General features: G+C 69.0%; 19 protein-coding genes. 9 read left to right on the forward strand and 10 right to left on the reverse strand.

Annotated features, from left to right (window positions below; all coding sequences use genetic code 11):
* Window positions 1-47 precede the first annotated feature (47 nt).
* On the forward strand, window positions 48-1,154 hold the full coding sequence (locus tag V7787_RS47845; protein ID WP_336094734.1) for an anhydro-N-acetylmuramic acid kinase: 1,107 nt from the start codon (window positions 48-50) through the stop codon (window positions 1,152-1,154).
* 31 nt (window positions 1,155-1,185) lie between these two features.
* On the opposite strand, the gene V7787_RS47850 is transcribed toward V7787_RS47845, so the two are convergent.
* The 3 genes from V7787_RS47850 to V7787_RS47860 form a co-directional block, all read right to left on the reverse strand.
* Window positions 1,186-1,524 carry a hypothetical protein gene (locus V7787_RS47850; RefSeq protein ID WP_336094716.1) on the reverse strand — a complete coding sequence of 113 codons (339 nt, stop codon included), beginning with the start codon at window positions 1,522-1,524 and terminating at the stop codon, window positions 1,186-1,188.
* 119 nt (window positions 1,525-1,643) lie between these two features.
* Window positions 1,644-3,050 (reverse strand): AmpG family muropeptide MFS transporter, encoded by a 1,407-nt coding sequence (locus tag V7787_RS47855; protein WP_336094717.1) that lies wholly within the window; start codon window positions 3,048-3,050, stop codon window positions 1,644-1,646.
* A complete protein-coding gene (locus V7787_RS47860) occupies window positions 3,040-3,813 on the reverse strand; it encodes an exodeoxyribonuclease III (RefSeq protein ID WP_336094718.1) in 774 nt (257 codons plus the stop codon). Before V7787_RS47860 ends, V7787_RS47855 begins: the two co-directional genes overlap by 11 nt.
* Window positions 3,814-3,879: 66 nt before the next feature.
* Between V7787_RS47860 and V7787_RS47865 the strand changes: the two genes are divergently transcribed.
* The 3 genes from V7787_RS47865 to V7787_RS47875 all read left to right on the forward strand — a co-directional run bounded on the left by V7787_RS47865 (window position 3,880) and on the right by V7787_RS47875 (window position 5,909).
* On the forward strand, window positions 3,880-4,443 hold the full coding sequence (locus tag V7787_RS47865; RefSeq protein ID WP_336094719.1) for a GNAT family N-acetyltransferase: 564 nt from the start codon (window positions 3,880-3,882) through the stop codon (window positions 4,441-4,443).
* Window positions 4,440-5,102: an orotate phosphoribosyltransferase gene (gene pyrE / locus V7787_RS47870; RefSeq protein WP_336094720.1), complete on the forward strand. Its 663-nt coding sequence runs from the start codon at window positions 4,440-4,442 to the stop codon at window positions 5,100-5,102. The genes V7787_RS47865 and pyrE overlap by 4 nt, the downstream gene beginning before the upstream one ends.
* Window positions 5,103-5,255: 153 nt before the next feature.
* A complete protein-coding gene (locus V7787_RS47875; protein ID WP_336094721.1) occupies window positions 5,256-5,909 on the forward strand; it encodes a hypothetical protein in 654 nt (217 codons plus the stop codon).
* Window positions 5,910-6,399: 490 nt separating this feature from the next.
* Here V7787_RS47875 and V7787_RS47880 read toward each other — a convergent pair whose 3' ends face one another.
* The 4 genes from V7787_RS47880 to V7787_RS47895 all read right to left on the reverse strand — a co-directional run bounded on the left by V7787_RS47880 (window position 6,400) and on the right by V7787_RS47895 (window position 10,722).
* A complete protein-coding gene (locus tag V7787_RS47880) occupies window positions 6,400-8,718 on the reverse strand; it encodes a phosphomannomutase/phosphoglucomutase (RefSeq protein WP_336094722.1) in 2,319 nt (772 codons plus the stop codon).
* Between the two features lie 264 nt (window positions 8,719-8,982).
* A complete protein-coding gene (gene dut / locus V7787_RS47885; RefSeq protein ID WP_336094723.1) occupies window positions 8,983-9,441 on the reverse strand; it encodes a dUTP diphosphatase in 459 nt (152 codons plus the stop codon).
* Window positions 9,442-9,505: 64 nt separating this feature from the next.
* Window positions 9,506-10,162: a bifunctional phosphopantothenoylcysteine decarboxylase/phosphopantothenate--cysteine ligase CoaBC gene (gene coaBC, locus V7787_RS47890; RefSeq protein ID WP_336094724.1), complete on the reverse strand. Its 657-nt coding sequence runs from the start codon at window positions 10,160-10,162 to the stop codon at window positions 9,506-9,508.
* Window positions 10,159-10,722, reverse strand: a complete 564-nt coding sequence (locus V7787_RS47895) for a flavoprotein (protein WP_336094725.1) — start codon at window positions 10,720-10,722, stop codon at window positions 10,159-10,161. Before V7787_RS47895 ends, coaBC begins: the two co-directional genes overlap by 4 nt.
* Window positions 10,723-10,920: 198 nt before the next feature.
* On the opposite strand from V7787_RS47895, the gene radC reads away from it, so the two are divergent.
* From radC to V7787_RS47915, 4 genes are all read left to right on the forward strand, one after another.
* Window positions 10,921-11,595, forward strand: coding sequence for a RadC family protein (gene radC, locus V7787_RS47900; protein WP_336094726.1), 675 nt, complete (start codon window positions 10,921-10,923; stop codon window positions 11,593-11,595).
* 275 nt (window positions 11,596-11,870) lie between these two features.
* The gene (gene argS, locus V7787_RS47905; RefSeq protein WP_336094727.1) at window positions 11,871-13,559 is read left to right on the forward strand and encodes an arginine--tRNA ligase; all 1,689 of its coding nucleotides are present in this window, start codon (window positions 11,871-11,873) and stop codon (window positions 13,557-13,559) included.
* Window positions 13,560-14,450: an SPOR domain-containing protein gene (locus V7787_RS47910; RefSeq protein ID WP_336094728.1), complete on the forward strand. Its 891-nt coding sequence runs from the start codon at window positions 13,560-13,562 to the stop codon at window positions 14,448-14,450.
* Between the two features lie 284 nt (window positions 14,451-14,734).
* On the forward strand, window positions 14,735-15,160 hold the full coding sequence (locus tag V7787_RS47915) for a hypothetical protein (RefSeq protein WP_336094729.1): 426 nt from the start codon (window positions 14,735-14,737) through the stop codon (window positions 15,158-15,160).
* A 151-nt stretch (window positions 15,161-15,311) separates the two neighbouring features.
* On the opposite strand, the gene V7787_RS47920 is transcribed toward V7787_RS47915, so the two are convergent.
* The 3 genes from V7787_RS47920 to speA form a co-directional block, all read right to left on the reverse strand.
* On the reverse strand, window positions 15,312-16,187 hold the full coding sequence (locus V7787_RS47920) for an NAD(P)-dependent oxidoreductase (RefSeq protein ID WP_336094730.1): 876 nt from the start codon (window positions 16,185-16,187) through the stop codon (window positions 15,312-15,314).
* A 251-nt stretch (window positions 16,188-16,438) separates the two neighbouring features.
* Entirely contained in the window at window positions 16,439-16,693 is a 255-nt protein-coding gene (locus V7787_RS47925) for a YciI family protein (RefSeq protein ID WP_336094731.1), read from the reverse strand.
* A gap of 10 nt (window positions 16,694-16,703) precedes the next feature.
* Window positions 16,704-18,629: an arginine decarboxylase gene (speA, locus tag V7787_RS47930; RefSeq protein WP_336094732.1), complete on the reverse strand. Its 1,926-nt coding sequence runs from the start codon at window positions 18,627-18,629 to the stop codon at window positions 16,704-16,706.
* 230 nt (window positions 18,630-18,859) lie between these two features.
* Here speA and speE point away from each other — a divergent pair, with 230 nt between their 5' ends.
* Entirely contained in the window at window positions 18,860-19,711 is an 852-nt protein-coding gene (speE, locus tag V7787_RS47935; protein WP_336094733.1) for a polyamine aminopropyltransferase, read from the forward strand.
* Window positions 19,712-19,771: the final 60 nt, after the last annotated feature.

Below are 19,771 nucleotides of genomic sequence, written 5' to 3' on the forward strand. Positions count from 1 at the left end.
TGACCGAGAACGCTTCGCCCCGACCCGCTGCCGGCCTGTACCTGGGATTGATCTCAGGCACTTCCGCCGACGGCATCGACGCCGCGCTGGTGCGCTTCCAGGCCGGCGCGCCCACCCGCTGCGAGTTGCTGCTCGGCCGCACCTACGCGTGGGACGAAGGGCTGCGCGAGCGCCTGGTCGCGCTCGGCCAAGGCGGCGACGCGCGTTCGCTGGAGGAGCTGGGCACGCTCGATATCCAGGTCGCCGAAGCCTTCGCCGATGCGGCGCGCGCGTTGATCGAGGAAGCCGGAGTCGCCGCCAGCGAGGTCGCCGCGATCGGTTCGCACGGGCAGACCATCCGCCATCGCCCGGCCGGGGCCGGCTTCGATGGGCGCCACCCGTTTACCTGGCAAATCGGCGACGGCGCGGTCATCGCCGAACGCAGCGGCATCGCCACCGCCGCCGATTTCCGCCGCCGCGATGTCGCCGCCGGCGGACACGGCGCGCCGCTGATGCCGGCCTTCCACGCCGCGCTGTTGCACTCCGACAGCGAAGACCGGGCCGCGCTGAACCTGGGCGGCATCGCCAACTTCACCCTGCTGCCGGCGCGCGGCGAGGTGCGCGGCTTCGACACCGGCCCGGCCAACTGTTTGATGGACGCCTGGGCGCTGCGCCACCTGGGCCAGCCGTTCGACGCCGACGGCGCCTTCGCCGCGCAGGGCCGGATCGACCCGGCGCTGCTGGCGCGGTTGCTGGACGAACCCTGGTTCGCGCAGCCGCCGCCCAAGAGCACCGGGCGCGAGCAGTTCCACCTGGATTGGGTCGATGCGCGCCTGAGCGGCGGCGAACGGCCGCAGGACGTGCAGGCGACGCTGCTGGAACTCAGCGCGGTCACCATCGCCCAGGCGCTGCGCGCGCATCAGCCGGCGACCCGGCGGGTGTTGGCCTGCGGCGGCGGGGTGCGCAACCGCGGCCTGCTCGACCGGTTGGCCGCGCAGTTGCCCGGCGTGGTCATCGAATCGACCGCGGCTTACGGGCTGGATCCGGACTTCGTCGAAGCCATGGGTTTCGCCTGGCTGGCGAGGCAAACCGTGGCCGGGCTGCCGGGCAACCTGCCCAGCGTGACCGGAGCGCGCGGTTTGCGGGTGCTGGGCACGCTGCATCCGGCGGTGTAAGGCGCCGCCGCCAAGTTCAGCGCGGGACGGCTCAGCCCGAACCGTTGCGCGGGCGGAATTCTTCCAGCAGCTCCAGACCGCTCAGGTCCGGGCCCGTCACCGGCTTCACCGGCGCCTCGCGCGGCTCGGCGCGGCCGATCAGGGAAAAGCCCGGGTCGCTGGGAATGCCCTCCAGCGCGGCGATGGCTTCCTGCAGGGCGCCGGAGTCGTGGTCGTTGAAACGCCCGACCATTTCCGACTCGACCACGAACAACCCGCTCTCGAGCAAATGCAGGGCGGTGCGCTGCAAACTCCAGCCGCGCGTCTCCGCGACCCGGCGCAAGCGGTCGGAAAGTACGGGGTCCAGGTTGTGCAGGATGATGTCGGTCACTGGCTAGCAAATTGCACCGTTCGCGTGTCGTTCGCAACACAAAAGTGGCGAAAACGCGTTCAGCTACGTCATTGACCGCTCACGCCCGCGGACCGCAGGCGCCCCTGCGAGCGGCAGGTTCAACCAGGCGCGGACTGTACCAGCGGCGGCTGGCGCACGGCCAGCACTATGCACAGCAGCAGCGCCGGAATACCGACCAGCGCGGTGGCGACGAAGAACAGCGAATACGCCTCCAGCAGGCTGCGGCCGTGCTGCAGGTACTCGATCGCGAAGCCGGACAGGCCCTTGAGCATCTTGCCGAGCAAGGCATAGAACGAGCTCAGCAGGGCGTACTGGGTGGCGGTGTAGCCGGCGTTGGTCAGGCTGGACATGTAGCCGATCAAGGCCACGCCGACATAGCCGTTGCAGAAGTTGTCGATCACCATCGCCGCGGCGAACACGTTGGCGTCGTTGCCGTGCAGGGCCAGGTAGGCGAAGGCCAGGTTCGAGCCCGGGCCGAGCACCGCGCCGGCGATCAGGGTGGCGATGAAACCGAAGCGCACCGCGCTCAGGCCGGCACCGGCGACCCCGAGCAGGGTCGCGATCAGGCCGACCGAGCCGCGCACCTTGCCGACGAATTCCTTGTCCAGGCCCAGGTCGGCATAGAACGGGTTGTTCATCGGCCCCATCAGGAAGTCGGGCAGGCGGTACAGGCTGATGGTCAGCAGAATCAGCAGCGCCCAGCGGCCATGCTGGCGGAAGAACGCCACGAACGGGCCGATCACCGCATCGAACAATCCCTTGGCGGTGAACAAGGCCGGATGCGGCGCCGCCGCGGCCAATACGCTGGCCGGCGGCTCGCGCGCGGCCAGCACCGCCAGCACGCCCACGCCCATCAGCAAGGCCATGATGTCGTAGGACAGCGCCCAGCCGATGTGCGCGGCCAGGATCAGGATCAACGAATCGGTGACCAGCAGCGCGCCGCGATAACCCAGGGTCGCGGTCGAGGTCAGCAGGCCTTGCTGCTCGGCGCTGGTGGCGCTTTCGATGCGCCAGGCGTCGATGACGATGTCCTGGGTGGACGAAGCGAACGCCACCACCAGCGCCAAAACGCCGAACACCGACAGCTGATCGAGCACCGTCGAGCCCAGGCGCAACTGGCCCTGGTGCGGCTCCACCATCGCCATCGCGATCAGCGCCGCCGCCACCACCAACTGCGACAGCAACATCCAGCCGCGGCGCCGGCCCAGCCAGCGGCCGAACAGCGGCGCGTCGAGCTTGTCGATCAGCGGCGCCCACAGGAACTTCAGCGAATACGCCAGACCGACCCAGGACAACACGCCGATGGTCGACAGCTGGATGCCGTCCTCGCGCATCCAATAGCCCAGGGTGTTGCCGACCAGATAGATCGGAATGCCCGAGCTGAAGCCCAGCGCCAGCATCACCAGGACTTTGGGCTCGCGCAGATTGGCCAGCACCAGGCGCCAGCCGGTGCGCGCCGGTTTGACCGGCGCGCTCGCCGCCGGCAGGCCGGCGTCAGAGGTCATAGTCGACGCTGAACGGCGCGTGGTCGGAGAACCGCGGGTCTTTCAGGATCGAACAGCCGCGCAACTTGTCGCGCAGGTTGGCGGTGGCGAGCTGGTAGTCGATCCGCCAACCCACGTCGTTGGCGCGCGCGGCGCCGCGGTTGCTCCACCAGGTGTAGTCCTGGGCGTCGGGCCGCAGCGCGCGGTAGGTGTCGACCCAGCCGCTGTCGTCGGCGCACAGGCCGTTGAGCCAGTCGCGCTCGGGCGGCAGGCAGCCGGAGTTCTTCTGGTTGCTGGTCCAGTTCTTGATGTCCAGGCGGCTGCGCACGATGTTCCAGTCGCCGCACAGCACGTACTGGCGGCCGCTGGCCGCCCACTGGTCCAGGATCGGCTTGAGCCACTCCATGACTTCGAACTTGAAGCCCTGGCGCAGCTCGCCGGAGGAACCGGACGGGATATAGAACGAGACCACGCTGAGGTTGCCGAAGCGCGCCTCGATGTAGCGGCCTTCGTCGTCGAACGGCGCCCAGCCCAACGCGGTGCGCACCTCATCGGGCTCGCGCTTGGCGTAGATCGCCACGCCGCTGTAACCCTTCTTGGTGATCGCGTCGCGGAAGTAGGCGCGATAACCGTCGGGCAGAAACGCGGGGCCGGTGAGCTGATGCTCCTGGGCCTTGGTCTCCTGCACGCACAGCACGTCGGCGTTCTGGGTTTTGAACCAGTCGAAGAAACCTTTGGTCGCCGCCGAGCGCAGGCCGTTGGCGTTGAAACTGATGATGCGCATGCACGCTCCGGGGCACGAAGTGCGCACGATCATAGCAATGGCCGGGCGCCGGGTATCATGCCGGACATGACCGTAACGACCGACAGCCCGGCTCGGGCCCCCTCCTCCATCGCAGCGCCGGTGAGCGTGAGCGTGGTCTCGCCGATGCTGGCGCCGGCGGTGCGCGCGCTGCAGGTCGCGCCGGAGCAGTTGCGGTTCGTCGGCGACACCTCCTACAACCTCGACCAGACCCGGCTGGATCCCAACAGCGAAGCCATGGCGGTGCTGGCCGGCGAGCGCGTGGTCGGGTTCTACCGGCTGGACTTCAGCGTCGAGGCCATCGCCGGGCGCGCGCTGGGCGAACCCAGCGTCGGCCTGCGCGCGTACGCGATCGACCAGCGCGAGCAAGGCCGCGGCTACGGCAAGGCGGCGATGCTCGCCTGCGTGGAGGACCTGCGCCGCCGCTATCCCGAGCGCCGCCTGCTGGCACTGACCGTCAACGTGCAGAACCCCTCGGCGTATGGCGTGTATCTCAAGGTCGGCTTCGTCGACACCGGCGAGCTGTACCACGGCGGTCCGTCCGGCCCGCAGCATCTGATGCTGCTGCGGCTGCAGCCGTCCCCCTCTTCCCCCGAGCTTGTCCAGCCATGACCGACCACCGCACCCGCTTCCTGCAACTCGCGCTCAAGGCCGACGCCCTGCGTTTCGGCGAGTTCACCCTCAAGTCCGGCCGGGTCAGCCCGTACTTCTTCAATGCCGGACGCTTCGACTCCGGCGCCGCGGTGGCCGGCCTGGCCAGTTGCTACGCCGATGCGGTCGATGCCCACGGCCTGGACTTCGACCTGTTGTTCGGCCCGGCCTACAAAGGCATCCCACTGGCCACCGCGCTGGGCTGCGAGTACGCGCGCCGCGGCCGCGACCTGCCGCTGGCGTTCAATCGCAAGGAAGCCAAGAGCCACGGCGAGGGCGGCCAGCTGATCGGCGCGCCGCTGGCCGGGCGCCGGGTGTTGATCGTCGACGACGTGATCACCGCCGGCACCGCGATCCGCGAAGCACTGGGCCTGATCGGCGACGCCGGCGGCAGCGTGGCCGGCATCGTCATCGCGCTGGACCGGCAGGAAGCCGTGGACCCTGCACAATCCCGACGCTCGGCGGCAGAAAGTGTCGCAATCGAACATCGTCTTCCGGTGATCGCGATCGCCACCCTCGACGACCTGCTCGGTTTCACCGGCGAAAGCGCGGAGTTTTCCAACCAGCGCGAACGGCTGCTAGCCTACCGTTCGGCCTACGGTCGCGGCGCGGAAGGTTGAGGGCGCGGCGCACCGCCGGTCGCGCGGATCCAACCGTGTGGCGTTAACCCGTATCGAATTGTGATGTATCGCACGTAGAGGAGGCAGACCATGGCCCGACTCTTGCTTCATGCCTTGCCGACAGAACCTTCGGTTTGCCGGCGAGAACGCGATATGAAAGCACTTCACACTCTGATGGCCGGCGCGGTGCTGCTCGCCCTCGCCGCGCCGCTCGCGCTCGCCCAGGACGCCGCCCCCGGCGGCAAGAAGCTGTATTGCTGGAACGAAGGCGGCCGCAAAGTCTGCGGCGACGCCCTGCCCGCGCACGCGGTGGACAGCGCGCGCACCGAGATCAGCGCCAAGAGCGGCCTGGCCACCGCCCGGGTCGACCGCGCGCTGACCGCCGAGGAACGCGTGGCCGCGCAGGAAGCCGAACGCGCCGCGCGCCGCGAAGCCCTGGCCGAGGAAGCGCGCAAGCGCCGCGATCACGCCATGGCCGAGTCGTATGCGACCGAACAAGACCTGCGCAATTCGTTCCAGGAGCGGATCGTGCTGCTGGAAGAGACGGTCAAGGCCTCGCGGTTGGGGATCGAAGGCCGCCGGCAGACGCTGCTGAGCCTGCTGCGCAAGGCCGGCGAAGCCGAGTTGGGCAACAAGCCGGTGAGCAAGGTGTTGGCCGCCAGCATCCGCAACCAGCACGATGAGCTGCTGCATCAGCAGGAGTCGCTCAAGCAGCAGTTGCTTGAGCGCAGCACCGCCGACCAGGATTTGGCTACGGCGTTGGAGCGGTATCACGCGTTGAAGTCGGGGCGGGCTGGGCAGGGTTGAGGCTTTTCGCCTTGAGGCCTTTAGCTTTGAGGCCTTAGGACTCGGCTTTGAGCCTTTGCGGCTTTGTGCCTTTGCGACCATGAGGCTTCGGAACCTCGAACCGAGATCGCCCTCTCCTACCGTCATTCCCGCGAAGGCGGGAATCCAGGGCCTTTCGTGCGAGAACGTTTGAAGTCGCTGGATTCCCGCGTTCGCGGGAATGACGGACTGGAGGGATGGCGCTGAGGCTCTGGATGTTCGGCTCCGCCGAAGTAAAGCGGAGCCCGCCTTCGCGGGAATGACGTGCTGGGGAGATCGCGCTGAAGGCTCTTGGCTCTGGATGTTCGGCTCCGCCGAAGTAAAGCGGAGCCCGCCTGCGCGGGAATGACGTCCTGGTGGGAGCGCGCTGAAGCCGCGGACCACGGGCTTGGCGGGAACCTCAGCCCACCGCCCCCATAAAAAAACGCCGCGGCGAGCCGCGGCGTTTTCGCATGCGCCGATCGCCCCCGCCTCAGAACGGCAAGGTCAAATCCGGCTTGATCGCATGCAACTGCGCGCGGAACGCCGCCTGGATCCGCTCCATCGCCTCGTGGCTGTCGGCGTCGAAACGCATCACCAGCACCGGCGTGGTGTTGGATGCGCGCACCAGGCCCCAACCGTCGGGGAAGTCCACGCGCAGGCCGTCGATGGTCGACAGGCGCGCGCCCTCGAACTGCGCTTCGTTGCGGAAGCGTTCGACGAAGCTGTGCGGGTCGCCGTCGGGCGCGTTGACCTTGATCTCGGCGGTCGACACGCCGTTGGGCAACGCGTTGAGGGTCTCGGTCGGGGTCTGCGGCTGGGCGGCGAGGATCTCCAGCAAGCGCGCGGCCGCGTAGATGCCGTCGTCGAACCCGTACCAGCGCTCCTTGAAGAAGAAGTGGCCGCTCATCTCGCCGGCCAGCTCCGCGTCGGTCTCGCGCATCTTGGCCTTGATCAGCGAATGTCCGGTCTTCCACATCAACGGGCTGCCGCCATGGCGCAGGATGTGGCCCGGCAGGCGGCCGGTGCACTTGACGTCGTAGATGATCATCGCGCCCGGGTTGCGCTCGAGCACGTCGGCGGCGAACAGCATCAGCAGGCGGTCGGGGAAGATGTTGTTGCCGTCGCGGGTGACCACGCCGAGGCGGTCGCCGTCGCCGTCGAAGGCCACGCCGACGTCGGCGTCCAGGCGCGCGACCATCTTGATCACGTCGGCCAGGTTGTGCGGCTCGCTCGGGTCGGGATGGTGATTGGGGAACTCGCCGTCGATCTCGCAGAACAGCGGGGTGACCTCGGCGCCGATCGCCGCCAGCACACGCGGGCCGATGTCGCCGGCCACGCCGTTGCCGGCGTCAACCACCACCTTGAGCGGACGGTCGATCTGGATGTCGGAGGCGATCCGCTGGACGTAGTCCTCGGAGATGTCGCGCGAGCTCAGCGTGCCCGGCTCGGCGGCGGTGTGCAGACGGCCGCTGGCGATGCGCTGGTACAGATCGGTGATGGTGGCGCCCGACAGGGTCTCGCCGCCGACCACGATCTTGAACCCGTTGTAGTCCGGCGGATTGTGGCTGCCGGTGACCGACACGCAGGAACCGGCGCGCAGGTGGTAGGCGCCGAAATAGATCACCGGGGTCGGCGCCATGCCGATGTCGATGACGTTGCGGCCGGCCTTGCGCAAGCCCGCGACCAGGCCTTCGATCATCGCCGGGCCGGACAGGCGGCCGTCGCGGCCGACCACGATTTCGGTCAGGCCCTGATCGTGCATCACCGAGCCGATGGCATGGCCGATCAGCTGGGCCACGCCGGGGTCCAAGGTCTCACCGACCACGCCGCGGATGTCGTAGGCGCGGAAGATGCCGCTGTCGATGGCCACGGCGCGAGGCCCGGTACTGGAAGTGGTGTTTTCGCTCAAGTTTCCGCTCGTTTCCAGGGGGGAAGCGAGCATGGTCTCAGCCAGCGTCTGAACCGGACCTTCGTCCTGCGCCGGCGCGACGGCGCCGCCGAAGCGATGGCGCAGGCGCATCAGCACGAACGCCAGCACCGCCAGCAGCACCGCGGCGACGAAACACGGCAGCGCGCCCATTCCGAACGGGCCGCCGGCGATGTCGGGCACCGCCGCGGCGACGCGCAGGTCGCTGCCCGGGATCTTGGCCGCCAGCGCCTCGGCGCCGTTGTTGAGCGCGGTATCGCCGCGCTCGACCACATTGAAGCCGCCCTGGCGCAGGGCCAGGTAGCTGGTGTCGTCGACATCGGCCTTCTCGACGCCGTCGCTGACCCGCTGCAACGGCAACTGTACATAGGCCACGCCGACCAATTGATCGCCAACCCGCGCCGGCGCGGCCAGCGCCAGCACCTGCTTGCCGCCGTCGCGCACGATCGCCGCCATCGGCTTGTCGGCGACGATCGCCGCTTCCATCGCGCCCAGCCGGCCGTAGCCGCTCTTGGGCAGATTCTCGTAATCCAGGCTCAGATCCGGCGGCAACACCGCCCCGGCGCTGGCGCCGGCCCAGCCGCGGGTCAGTTCGGCGCCGGCGGTCTTGAGGTCGCCGGCCTTGAGCGCGGCCTGCATCGGCGCGCCGTCCAGGCGTTCGCGCAGCCGCTTGTGCTCCACCCCGAGCGCGTCGTGGGCGCTGCTGATCGCGGCGTCGCGCTCGCGCATCAGATCGCTGCGGCGCGAGGCGTCCAGGTGCTGCTGCACGCCGGCCCAGCCCATCCACAGCGCCAGCACCCCGCACAGCAACGCCGCCGGCAACAACACGGGCTTGAGTTGCGCCGCAGAGATCTGCGGCTTTTCGAACTTCACATCCACCATACCCAGAGCCCTTCCCCAGTTCTGTCTCGTGTCGCCGAACTCGTCGCCGGCAACAAGACGATGTCGGCCAGTCTGCCTTGTCGCGCTCGCCGCGTACCGTCGACTGCGCCTCACGGCGCCGCGCGGATCGCATCGTGCGACGCGGTGCGCGGATTTCGATCGGAGCCGAGCTCAATCGGATCGAGCGCCGACCCGATCGAATTCCAGCCCCCAATCCCTAGCACGATGCATGCCAGCCGCCTCCCCCAAGGCGCCGGCCCGCGCTCAACGCACGCCGGTGTGGCCGAAACCGCCCTCGCCGCGCTCGCTGCTCTGAAACGCCTCGACCACCTGCAAGCTGGCGCGGACGATCGGCAACACCATCAGTTGGGCGATCCGGTCGCCCGGCTGGATCGTAAAAGCCTCGCGGCCGCGGTTCCACACGCTGATCAGCAGCGGCCCCTGGTAATCGGCGTCGATCAAACCGGTGCCGTTGCCGAGCACGATGCCGTGTTTATGGCCCAGGCCCGAGCGCGGCAGGATCACCGCGCACAGGGTCGGATCGCCCAGGTGGATCGCCAGCCCCGAGGGCACCAGCGCGGCGTCGCCCGGGTGCAGCACCAAGGATTGATCCAGCGCCGCGCGCAGGTCCAGGCCGGCGCTGGCCGGTGTGGCGTAACTGGGCAACGGCCACTCGCCGCCGAAACGCGGGTCGAGGATCTTCAATTCCAGGGTGTGATGCATGCGGGCTTCCGAAACGGGGGCCGGACCGGGCGCGGTCGCGGCCGGGGACGGCGCGCGGCGCGGTTCAGGCCGGCCAGCGCGCGAGGATCAGGTCGAGCAGTTGATCGGCCAGTTGGGTCTTGGGCGCCGGGCCGAGCGCGCGTTCGCCGTCGGCCCAGTACACGGTCAGCGCGTTGTCGTCGCTTTCGAAACCGCTGCCGGAGACGCCGACGCGATTGGCCGCGATCAGGTCCACCCGCTTCTTTTCCAGCTTGCCGCGGGCGTAGAACTCCACGTCGTGGGTCTCGGCGGCGAACCCGACCACCAGGGTCGGGCGCTGCGCGTGCACGGCCACTTCGGCCAGGATGTCGGGCGTGCGCACCAGTTGCAGGGTGAGCTGTTCGTCTTTCTTCTTGATCTTGCCCGGGGCGATCTGCGCCGGCGCGTAGTCGGCGACCGCGGCCGCGCCGATGTAGGCGTCGGCCGGCAGCGCGGCGATCACCGCCTCGCGCATCTGCCGCGCCGAACGCACATCCACGCGTTCGACCCCGGCCGGCGTGGCCAGCGACACCGGCCCGGCGATCAGGGTCACCTGGGCGCCGCGGCGGGCGGCGGCTTCGGCCACCGCGAAGCCCATCTTGCCGCTGCTGCGGTTGCCGATGAAACGCACCGGATCGATGTCTTCGAAGGTCGGCCCGGCGCTGACCACGATCCGACGTCCGGCGAGGCTGGCGCCGCTCATGCGCCCACCTGCGCCAATGCGGCGACGATCTGGTGCGGCTCCAGCAAGCGGCCGGGGCCGGATTCGGGTTCGGCCATGCGGCCCTCGGCCGGGCCGAGGAAGCTCACCCCGCGGCTGCGCAGGGTGGCGACGTTGGCCTGGGTGGCCGGGTGGCCCCACATGCGGTGGTTCATCGCCGGGGCGACGGTCACCGGCGCTTCCGAGGCCAGGCACAGGGTGCTGATCAGATCGTCGGCGAAACCGTGGGCGAGCTTGGCGATCATGTCGGCGGTGGCCGGCGCGATCAGGATCCGCTGCGCCCAGCGCGCCAGTTCGATATGGCCCATCGCCAGCTCGGCGGCTTCGTCCCACAGCGAGGTGCGCACCGGCTGGCCGGACAGCGCCTGGAAGGTCGCCGCGCCGACGAAGCGGGTCGCGTTTTCGGTCATCGCCACGCGCACCTGGGCGCCGGCGTCCTGCAGGCGCCGGACCAGGTCGGCGGCCTTGTAGGCGGCGATGCCGCCGCAGACGCAAAGCAGGATGCGTTGGGCGTGCAGCGGCTGGGTTGGGTCTTGCGCCATGTTCGGCCGGGCTCGCTGGTTGCTTGGTACGGAGTGCGGGGTGGTGCCGCGGGGCAGCCGAGGCAGGGTCGGATGCGGCGCGTGACGCGATCGCGACGGCGCCCGGCAAATCCCTACCCCGATTCGCGCCACTAGCTTACCCGATGCCCTGGCCTGCCCCGATCCCCGGCGCGGCGGCCGCGCTTGCACGATGCGGCCATGAGAATCCACGAATGGCCCAGCGCGGAGCGGCCGCGCGAAAAACTCCTCGCCCACGGCACCGGCTCGTTGTCCGACGCCGAACTGCTGGCGCTGATCCTCGGCTCGGGCCTGCGCGGCCACGATGCGGTCGGCACCGCGCGCGCGCTGCTGGCCGAGCACGGCCCGTTGCGGGATTTGCTCGAACACCCGCCGGCCAAGCTGATGCGCATGCGCGGCATCGGCACCGCGCGCGCCTGCACGCTCAAGGCCGCGCTGGAGCTGGCCGCGCGCTGCCAGATGGCCGAACTCGAACGCGGCGCGGCGCTGACCGACCCGAACGCGGCGGGCCGCTACTTCGCCCAGCGTCTGCGCGGGCTGCCGCACGAGGTATTCGCGGCGATGTTCCTCAACAACCGCCATCGCGTGATCGGCTTCGAGGAGATGTTCCAGGGCACCCTCAATGGCGCCGAGGTCCACCCGCGCGAAGTGGTGCGGCGGGCCTTGCAACGCAACGCGGCGGCGGTGATCGTCGGCCACAACCACCCCAGCGGCAACGCCGAGCCCAGCCAGGAGGACCGCACGGTGACCGTGCGGCTGAAGCAGGCGCTGGCCTTGGTCGAGATCCGCTTGCTCGATCACTTCGTCGTCGGCGACGGCAAACCGGTGTCGATGGCCGAGCGGGGTTGGCTTTGAGCGCGATGGGCCGGGAACCCCGTCGATGCAGGCCGGACACGGGCTGATGGCGGCCGGGCGCCCGGCCGGGGACGTGGCCCCAATGCGGCGGCGGTGGTTGCGCGGATTCGCGGCGACCTCGCGGGTCGAACCATCTCCGCGCGGGTCAAGACTTCGCATCGCATTGCGCACGCCGCGAAAATCGCCGCCCCGCGCCCGCCGGATCGGCCGCGCACGCGTCGCCGATCCGGGTAAAATGCGCGGTTCCGTAACGCCCTGCGAAAACGCACATTCCCGTGAAAGCCACCCTTAACGCGCTAGTCGCGCAGGCCATCGACGCCTTGCGCGCCGCCGGCACCGTCCCGGCCGACCTTCCGACGCCCGATTACGTGATCGAGCGTCCCAAGAACCGCGGTCAGGGCGACTTCTCGACCAACGCCGCGATGCTGCTGGCCAAGCCGGCGCGGGCCAATCCGCGCGAGATCGCGCAGAAGCTGGTCGACGCGCTGCCGGCCAATGCCGACCTGGGCAAGGTCGAAATCGCCGGCCCGGGCTTCATCAACTTCACCATCGACGAAGCCGCCTGGCGCCGTCAGCTCGGCGAGGTGTTCGCCCACGGCGCCAACTACGGCCGCAACCGCAGCGGCAGCGGCCGCCGCGCCGGGGTGGAATACGTCTCGGCCAACCCGACCGGCCCGCTGCACGTCGGCCACGGCCGCGGCGGCGTGATCGGCGACTGCATCGCCCGCGCGCTGGAAGCCAACGGCTGGGACGTGGCGCGCGAGTTCTACTACAACGACGCCGGCGTGCAGATCAACAATCTGGCGATCTCCACCCAACTGCGCGCGCGCGGCCTCGCGCCGGGCATGGAAGGCTGGCCGGAGAACGCCTACAACGGCGACTACATCGCCGACGTCGCCCGCGCCTATCTGGACCGCGCCACGGTCGAGTTCGAAAACCACAGCGTCACCGGCAAGGGCGACATCGACGACATCGATGCGATCCGCCAGTTCGCCGTGGCCTACCTGCGCCGCGAACAAAACCAGGATCTGGCCGCGTTCGGCGTCAGCTTCGACGTGTACTTCCTGGAAAGCGCGCTGTACGAACAGGACAAGGTCGAGGAGACCGTGCGCGAGCTGGTCGCCCACGGCCACACCTACGAGGAAGGCGGCGCGCTGTGGCTGCGCTCGACCGACTTCGGCGACGACAAAGACCGGGTGATGCGCAAGTCCGACGGCACCTATACCTATTTCGTGCCGGACGTGGCCTATCACCTGAGCAAGTGGCAGCGCGGTTACGAACGCGCGATCACCGAGCTGGGCTCGGACCACCACGGCTCGCTGGCGCGCGTGCACGCCGGCCTGCAGGCGCTGGACACCGGCATCCCCAAGGGCTGGCCGGAGTACGTGCTGCACCAGATGGTCACGGTGATGCGCGGCGGCGAGGAAGTGAAGCTGTCCAAGCGCGCCGGCAGTTACCTGACCCTGCGCGATCTGATCGAAGAAGCCGGCCGCGACGCGGTGCGCTGGTTCCTGATCGCGCGCAAGCCCGATTCGCAGCTCACCTTCGACATCGACCTGGCGCGTTCGCAATCGATGGACAACCCGGTCTACTACGTTCAGGTTTCGCATGCGCGCATGCACGGCCTGAGCCGTCAGCTGGCCGAGCGCGGCCTGTCCTACGACCAGGCCGACGGCCTGGCCCAGCCGCTGGACCTGAACGATGTCGCCGCGCACGAGTTGGTGGTGACTTTGCTGCGCTATCCCGACGTGGTCGCGGCCGCCGGACGCGACCTGGAGCCGCACCAGATCGCGGCGTATTTGCTGGAATTGGCGCAGACCTTCCAGACGTATTACAACGATCACCAGTTCCTGGTCGACGACGCCCCGGTCCGCCACGCGCGGCTGGTGCTGGCGATGGCGACCCGCCAAGTGTTGGCGAACGGTCTGGAGCTATTGGGGATCCAAGCCCCGGAGGTGATGTAAGTGGCAGCACGACGCGGAAAATCGCAGGCCAAGCGCAACAACCAGAACAACGAGAGCTTGCCCGGCTGGGCCTGGGGCGTGCTTGGCCTGTTGCTGGGCGTGGTGGTGATCCTGGTCGCCCCGAAGTTGCTCAAGTCCGACGGCGGCGGCGACGGCTTCTTCCGTCCGCAGCCCAATCCGGACGCGCAGCCGGCCGCGACCACCGCCGAGGAAGAGTCGGTGGCGCCGGAAGGCAACAACGGCGCCAAGCCGGCGTCCGACCCGACCGACGGCAAGGGCGCCAAGCCCAAGACCGACAAGGAACGCAGCGACTACGCCTTCTACGACCTGCTGCCGGGCAAGGAAGTGGAGATGAGCGACGCCGAGATCGCCGCCACCGAAGCGGCCGAAGAACAGCGCCGTGCCGCCCAGCAGAAGAAGACGCCCGCCGCCGCAACGGCCGCCACCGCCACCGCGCCGGCCACGGTCAGCCTGCCCAAGCCGGTCGACACCATCGCTCCGCAACCCCAGCAGCCGCCGGCGCAAGTCGCCAGCGCCACGCCGCCGGCCACTTCGGCCACGCCCAAGCCGCCGACTGTGGTCGCGACCCAGGGCCCGGCGCAGACCGCCCCGGCCGCGGCTGCGGCCACCCCGGCGACGGCGGCAGCGGTCGCCAGCAACGCCAGTTACGTGCTCCAGGCCGGCGCCTTCCAGGCCTCCGGCCAGGCCGAGGAAATAAAGGCCAAGATCGCCATGCTCGGCCTGGGCGCACGGGTGGAAGAGGCGAAGATCAGCGGCAAGACGGTCTATCGGGTGCGGATGGGGCCTTACGGCACCGCCGGCGACCTGTCCGACGCCAAGCGCAAGCTCGCCGACGGCGGCCTGCCCGGCATGGCGATCAAGGTGCAGTAAGCGCCCGCGCCAGTACGGCCATCGGGCCCGCGCAACCCGCGGGCCGTGCAGCAACCGATCCAGGCCGGGCCGCAAGCCCGGCCTTTTCGTTGCCCCTTTTCCCGCCGGCCGCGCCGCCGGCCCGGCCGCCGCCGTGCAACCCGGACGCACGATTGCGCGCAACCGCGCGTCGGCCCGACGCTGCCTTCCGACCGTGCCGGCGGCGACAGCGCGACGCCGGTCACCCTGCGCCGCGACGGCCAGCCAGTAGACTCCGCCGGCTGATAGAAGTCGTTGGGGATGGGATGGACAAGCGCATTCTTCTGGGCTGCTTGAGCGCGGCAGCCATGTTGTTGCTGTTCGGAATCTTCACCAAGCTGTTCGGCTTGGATTCGAGTCAGGCGATCGATACCGGCGCCGGCGCGATCCCCCTGATCGACGTGTTCGCCGCGCTGATCGCCATGGGCGTCGGCGGCGCGATCGCGCAAAGCGCGCACTTCCGCTGGATCGCGCTGCTGCTGATGGTGCTGATGTGGGCGCTGACCCTGTTCGCGGTGGTCTCGATGGCCCTGCCCGACAGCCCGCTGCCGATGCGCACGATGGTCGGCGCGCTCAAGTTCAACGCCGTGGCGATCATCCTGACCCTGACCGCGGCGTTCGCCGGCGCCCTGATCGGTCAACGGCTGGGCGCGCGCTACGGGCAACGGCGCGACGGGCTGTCGATGCGCTGAGCCGCTCGCGGCGACCGCGTCGACAGAACCCGGGCAAAGCGCCGGCCCGCAACGACGGCACCCGGCCACAAACGAAAACGGCGACGTCTTTAACAGACGCCGCCGTTACCGAGCGATCGCCAGACCGCTCGCATAGCCCAAACCTCCGACCTCAGGCCGCGTCGCTCTCCGCCGCGCGCGCGCGCTTGAGCGCGATCAGCGCCGAGGTGTCGGCCTCGCCGAAACCGCGTTCGATCAGTTCGGCATAGTCGGCCGCGGCCTGATCGATGGTGTCGGTGCGGATGCCGCTGTCGCGGGCGATGCCCTGGACGATGCGCAAATCCTTGAGCATGTGCAGGCACTTGAACCCGGGCGCGAATTCGTCGCGCAACATGCTCGCGCCGCGCTTGTCGAGGAACCAGTTGCTGGCCGCGCCGGCCATCAGCGTCGGCAGCAGGCGCTCCGGTTCCAGACCGAGCTTCTCGCCCAGCGCCAGACCTTCGCACACCGCCTCGTTGATGCCGGCGACCAGAATCTGATTGATCGCCTTGGTCGCCTGGCCGGCGCCAGTGATGCCCATGTGGGTGACGCGGGCGGCGTAGCTGCCGATCGCCTCGCTCACCCGCGCCAACTGCGCCTCATCGCCGCCGACCATGATCGACAGCTTGCCGTTGCGCGCGCCTTCCACGCCGCCGGACACCGGCGCGTCGAGGAAGCCGATGTCGTGCACGGCCAGCATCGCCGCCGCGCGTCGCGCGGTTTCGACCGAGACGGTGGAATGATCGACCACGATCGCGCCGGGCTTGAGCACCTCGGCCAACGCGGCCACGTTTTCCAGCACGTCCGCGTCGAGCGACACGCACAGGATCACCACGTCGCAGTCGGCGAAGTTCGCCGCCGAACGCGCCGCGCGCACTTCCAGTTCCGACGCCAGCGCGTCGGCCTTGGCCTGGGTGCGGTTGCCGACCGCAGTCAGCAGCCCCTTGCTATGGACATAACGCGCCATCGGCGCGCCCATCGCTCCCAGACCGATTACCCCAACTTTCATTTCGACCTTCTGCCCGTTCGGGCGCTAGTGTTACCCAAGCATGATGCGGCATCGCCGCGCGGTTCGCGCGACCGACGTCGCGAACCGGCCGCGAACGCGGGCGCCGCCCCGTCCGCGAGCGTGAACCCGCTGTTCGAATTCCCGGTTCAAACCCCTGTTAATCCGGCCCCGACGCCGCCCCGCCACGTTCCATCAACGCCGCCGGGCCGGCCGCGTGAGCCGGCCCAGGCCCCGGCACTGTCAGCGAGCCCTCAGGCGGCTTGCCATTCGTACACGTCGAGCCGCGACGAACCCGTGAGGTGCAGCGGGTCGGCCAGGGCCAGCGCGCGCGCCTCATCCAGGTCGGCGGCGCGCAACAGGTAGGCGCCGCCGCTCTTGTCGGAAAAGCCGCCTGCCAGCTCCAGCCGGCCTTGCTCGCGCAGGGCGTCGAGGAATTCGCGGTGCGGCCCGATCTGATCGGTGTCGAACTGCGGCAGACGCATGGCGATGACCAGGTAGCGATTCATCCGGCGCCCCTCAGCTCAGCGGCGCGTCGCTGAGGTAGGTGTAACCGGTCAGACCGGTCTCCAAGGCCTCGTTCAGGCGCTGCGCCTCATCGGCCGGCAAGCCCGCCGCCGCGACTTTGCCGCGGTAGGCGCTGCGCAGATCTTCGAGCTTGTAGCCCACGTAATCGAGCATCACGTCGGTGGTGTCGCCGCGGCGCTGCTGGGCCAGGCGATAACCATCGCCCTCGACCCGCACTTCCACCGCATCGGTGTCGCCGAACAGGTTGTGGATGTCGCCGAGGATTTCCTGATACGCGCCGACCAGGAAGAAACCCAGCCGGTAGCTTTCGCCGGAATTGAGCGCGTGCAGCGGCAGCGAGCTGTCCATGCCTTCGGCGACCACGTAGGTGTCGACCTTGCCGTCGGAATCGCAGGTCAGATCGGCGATCACGCCGCGCCGGTCCGGCGCCTCGTTCAGCCGCTCGATCGGCGCGATCGGGAACACCTGATCGATCGCCCACACGTCCGGCATCGATTCGAACACGCTGAAATTGACGAAATACTTGTCGACCAGACGCTCGTTGAGTTCGTCGAGCAGATCGCGGTGGCTCTTCTCGCCGACGTTCAGGCGCGCGCGCACCGCATGGGCGATGGCGTAGAACAGATCGTCGATGCGGGCGCGGTGGGTCAGATCGATCTGCCCCAGCGCGTACAACGACAGGCCTTCGCCGTGATGGTGCTGGGCCTCATGGAACAGCTCCACCGCCGGGCGCTGATCGAGTTCGTCGTGGATCTCGCGCAGATGGCGGATCACCGCCGGCTCGTCGTCGTGGGTCGGCGGCACCCGGCCTTCCGGCGCCTCCTCGATTTCCGACACGTTGGCCACCAGCACCGCGTGGTGCGCGGTCATCGCGCGGCCGCATTCGGTGACCACGCGCGGCGGGGTCAGGCCGTATTCCTGGCAGGCTTCGGCCAGCGGCTGGACGATGTTGGAGGCGTATTGATTGACGCCGTAGTTGATCGAGCAATAGCTGCGCGAACGGGTGCCTTCGTAATCGATGCCCAGGCCGCCGCCGACGTCCATGTAGCGCACGTTGGCGCCGAGCTTGGACAGTTCGACGAAATAGCGCGTCGCCTCGCGCATGCCGTTGGCGATGTCGCGCACGTTGGAAATCTGCGAGCCCATGTGGAAATGCAGCAGGCCCAGGCAATCCTGCAGGCCGTTGTCGCGCAACTGCTTCCACAGGTCCAGCACCTGCCGCGGGCTCAGGCCGAACTTGGCCTTGTCGCCGCCGCTGTTCTGCCACTTGCCCGCGCCGAGCGAGGCCAGGCGCATGCGCACGCCCAGACCCGGCTTCACGCCCAGCGCCTTGGCTTCTTCGAACACCAGCTGCAGCTCGGACGGCTTCTCCACGACGATGTAGGTTTCCATCCCCAGCTTGCGCCCGATCAGCGCCAGCCGGATGTACTCGCGGTCCTTGTAGCCGTTGCAGACGATCAGCCCGCCCGGCCGGCTCAGCGCCAGCACCGCCATCAGCTCGGGCTTGCTGCCCGCTTCCAGGCCGAAGCCCTCGCCGGCGTGCGCGGCCAGGGTGCCGGCCACGCCTTGGTGCTGGTTGACCTTGATCGGATACACCGCGGTGTAGCCGCCGGCGTAGTCCCAGTCCTGCATGGCCTGGGCGAAGGCGCTCTGCAGCTTGCCCAGGCGGTCGCCGAGGATGTCGGGGAAACGCACCAGCACCGGCAGCTTGGCGCCGGCCGCGCGGGCGGCGTCGACCACCTCCGGCAGCGCCACGGTCGGCCCGCGCTCGCCGCGCGGCTTGACCACGATGCGGCCGGCGCCGTCGATATCGAAGTAGCCTTCGGACCAATGCGGGATCGAATAGGTCTTGCGGGCCTGATCGAGCGACCAGTCGGACATCGGCGCGTTTTCCGGATAAGTGTGGGGAAGGCGCATTCTACAGGCCGTGTCCTGCAGGGGGCCGGATTGGCGCGGCGAACGCGCGGCTTGGCAGCCGGATCGGCAAAACCGGGCGCCGCCGGGCCGCCGCGCGACGTAGGTTCATATCGGTCCGCTACAATCCGCGCCCCAAGCCCCGGCCTCGCCGGGCGCCGCCGGCCGGGCCCGCCCGCGCCCCAACCCCTGGCTGGCCGACCCAGCGATTTCGTCTTAAGAGGAGCAAGCGCATGACTGTTGAAGCCAAGTGGCACTACGAGAACTTCGAGCCGACCGGCTCGTCCATCGGCTATCGCATCACCCGCAAACTCGATGAGGTGCAGTCGCCGTTCCAGAAGATCGAGATCTATGAGACGACCGACTGGGGCAACCTGATGCTGATCGACGGCGCGGTCATGCTGACCACCCGCGACAACTTCCTCTATCACGAGATGATGTCGCATCCGGCGCTGTTCACCCACGCCGCGCCCAAGAACGTGGTCATCATCGGCGGCGGCGACTGCGGCACCCTGCGCGAGGTGCTCAAGCACCCGGGCGTGATCGAGGCGGTGCAGTGCGACATCGACGAACAAGTCACGCGCATGGCCGAGAAGTGGTTCCCCGAGCTGTGCGACAGCAACGCCGACGCGCGCGCGCAGTTGCTGTTCGACGACGGCATCGCCTACATGGCCAACCGCCCGGCCGGCAGCGTCGACATCATCATCGTCGACTCCACCGACCCGGTCGGCCCGGCCGAAGGCCTGTTCAACAAGGCCTTCTACGACAGCTGCTTCCGCGCCCTGCGCGAGGACGGCATCCTGGTCCAGCAGTCCGAATCGCCGCTGATGCTGCTCAAGCTGATCCAGGAAATGCGCACCGAGATGGGCAAGGCGGGCTTTACGACCTTCAAGACCCTGCCGTTCCCGCAGCCGTGCTACCCGACCGGCTGGTGGAGCTGCACCCTGGCGCGCAAGGCCGGCGGTTTCGAGTTCCGTCAGGACGATGCGCAGGCCAAGACCTTCGCCAGCAAGTACTACAACGCCGGCATCCACCAGGGCGCGCTGTCTACGCCCGCGTTCGTGGCCGAGGCGCTGGGCGAGTAAGCCGTACGCGACATCCGCCGCAAAGAAAAAGCCCCGCAAATCGCGGGGCTTTTTCGTATC

The organism is Pseudomonas sp. CGJS7, assembly GCF_036961695.1.